Source organism: Clostridia bacterium, from assembly GCA_012840125.1.
In the GTDB taxonomy this organism is placed as follows: Bacteria; Bacillota; DULZ01; order DULZ01; family DULZ01; genus DULZ01.
The window spans coordinates 1-2,602 of the sequence record DULZ01000079.1 but is presented as its reverse complement, the minus strand read 5'-3'; the positions used below and the strand labels follow the sequence as shown (position 1 = coordinate 2,602).

Sequence of the window (2,602 nt, the reverse complement as noted above, 5' to 3'; positions counted from 1 at the left end):
GCCCTTCCTCCCGCTGTGGAAAAAGAGGGTTAGCCGCCGGCTCCGGTGTTTTCAACGGGTCCTGAGCGGCGGTAAGAAACTGTTGACAAAAAAATACATGATGGAGTATGATAAGTTCAAGACAACTGCATAGGGAAAGCACTTAGGTGTTCCTGCAGGAGCAGGAATGAAAAGGGAACCGGGTGAGAATCCCGGACGGTCCGGCCACTGTGAGTGGGGAGCGGCTTTCACAATGCCACTGTTTGGGACCCAAAGGCTGGCCTGCGGTATGGGAAACCGGCAGCAGGGCGGCTTTTGGTACCGGATGGGAAGGCGAAAGCACAAGCCATGATCCACGAGTCAGGAGACCTGCCTAAGTGCGGGTGTGCGCTGCCTTCCGTGGAAAGGTCAGGTACCGCTGCGTGATGTTTTTGTCTCTTAAGACCCGTAAAGCCTGGTTGCGGAAAGCAGCCGGGCTTTTTCATTTTTTCTTTTGTAGGCGGGGGAAGAGGAAGATGAGCCGTATATTCACCGGGGGAAAGAACGGCCCGGAGACCACTGTGGTCAGCTTATTTATTGTCCTGTTTTACATCTCCCTTATCAGCACTTACCGGTTGCTGGTCTTCACCGGCGCGTTAGTTACCATATACTCTTTGCTTGTATCGGAGAACAAGTTTATTCTCAGGTTTGCTAAACCGGTCATGCCTTTTATCATCTTACTGCTGGCGCCTCAAGCAATTAGTTACCTGCTCACAGGTGCGCTGGGAGAAGTGGAGTTTGTCCTGGTGATTGCCGGCAAGATCTTGATCTCCTCTGTTTTGCTGGGGACGATTTTATCCAGGTTTTCGGCTTTGTACCTATTAGAAGGCATTTTGCAACTGGGGTTACCCCCGGTGTTCAACCGGATCCTGGCTCTCACTTTCCGGTATTTTCACATGCTTTACGAAGACATCGAAAAAGGGAGGAGAGCTCTCGCCAGCCGGGGGCTGTATGAAAGGAGGGGATGGTCCTATCTAAGGGTCTTCGGAGAGTGGATCGGCGGCTTTTTCCTGAAGAGCGGTGATCACGGGGAGAAAGTATTTCAAGCTATGCAGGCCAGGGGTTTTGACGGCCGGGGGAAGCACGATAAACGACTGCCACCGGAATTGGTGTTCAAATCTTCCCTGTGGATTGCCGTTCTCACCATCATTTTGATTATGGATGGGAGAATATAACCCGGCCGCAAGCGTGAGGCCGCCGGTGTTAGTTATCCAAACAAGTTGGGGTAACCAACCCTCCGTAGCGGCTGCTATCCTGAAAGCTCGTGGAGGTTAACAACTTACCATTAAAATGCGTCCGGGCAGCTGCCGGTTTCCCACCGGGAAAGGACAGGAGCCGGCCCTGCCGGGTCAAGGGGGTGTGTTCATGCATTTAGCCGATGGTGTATTGAGTACTCCGGTGATAGCGCTAACGTCCGCAGCGGCGCTGGGCGGCTTAGCTGTTGGCTTAAAAGGCATCAAGGATGAAGATATCCCGAAAATCAGCCTGCTGTCGGCGACCTTCTTTGGGGTATCCCTGATTTCCATTCCGGTTCCTCCTGCTTCCGTGCATCCTTTGTTATGCGGGTTAATCGGCATCCTGTCGGGCAGGAGAGCGGCTTTGGTCTTCGTTCCGGGGTTATTGTTGCAAGCTTTGTTATTCCGGCATGGAGGCTTAACTACCCTAGGTGCCAACACCATCCTGCTGGCCATACCGGCTTACTTGTCGTATCTTTTGTTCCGCTACCTGCCTGTTAAAAATACGGCTCTCCGAGGGGGGATAGCCGGTGGAATGTCGGTGGTAATGACGGTGATGATTCTCGTTCTCATATTGTCCATGACCGAACCCCGGTTTGCCCAGGGGGACTTTTCCGTGGCGAAAATAGTGGCCCTGGGTCACCTGCCCCTGGTGGCCGTGGAGGGAATTATTACCGGTTTTGCGGTAAGGTTCATAGAAAGACACAAGCCTGATTGGATGCTTGCGGGAACGGCAAAGGGTTGACATTGTAAGAATTATATGATAAATTAGGTGGCTGAAAGGGAGCATGAAGCTCCGAGCCGTGAGGCTTTATTTTGGATAATGCCCAGAGTGAGATTTAATTTTGGCTAACAAATGAATATGAGACAAAAACAACCATGAAGGTGTGCTGGCATGAAGGCAGCGACTTTCATGGTTTTTTGTTTCTCAGGCTTTAGTGAGGAGGGTCTGAATGACAGTCGAAGAGATTTTGGAAAAGTGGTCCCTGAAAAACAAGAACAAACAAGCCAGCGTAGATATGTGGAACTCCATGGCGGAAAGCTTTGGCGGGCACAAATTACCTACCTTTGAGGAGGACCACTTTTTGCGGCTGCTGCAAAAACACAATATGTTAAGTAAGGATTCTCTGGTGCTGGACATAGGCTGCGGCACCGGACAATACGCGCTGGCCATGGCAGGACATTGTAAAGGGGTGGTCGGTATTGACTTTTCCCCCTCTATGGTGGAAATAGCAAAACAAAAGGCGGCGGAAAAAAATATACCCAATGCCAGTTTTCAATGGGCCGACTGGCATGAACTGGACTTAAAAAAGCAGGAATGGGAAGGGAAATTTGATCTTGTTATAGCG

3 protein-coding genes and 1 riboswitch are annotated in these 2,602 nt (G+C 51.0%); all 3 genes read left to right on the top strand.

The genetic code is table 11. The features are described from left to right. The first annotated feature begins 127 nt into the window (after positions 1-127). A riboswitch (cobalamin riboswitch) is annotated at positions 128-371 on the top strand. A 123-nt stretch (positions 372-494) separates the two neighbouring features. Next, positions 495-1,193, top strand: a complete 699-nt coding sequence (locus tag GXX34_09120; protein ID HHW07669.1) for a hypothetical protein — start codon at positions 495-497, stop codon at positions 1,191-1,193. A 190-nt stretch (positions 1,194-1,383) separates the two neighbouring features. Further along, positions 1,384-1,998 carry a cobalt transporter CbiM gene (locus GXX34_09115; protein ID HHW07668.1) on the top strand — a complete coding sequence of 205 codons (615 nt, stop codon included), beginning with the start codon at positions 1,384-1,386 and terminating at the stop codon, positions 1,996-1,998. Positions 1,999-2,206: 208 nt separating this feature from the next. Beyond that, positions 2,207-2,602, top strand: a 396-nt coding sequence (locus GXX34_09110; GenBank protein HHW07667.1) for a methyltransferase domain-containing protein, incomplete at its 3' end; no start/stop codon positions are given.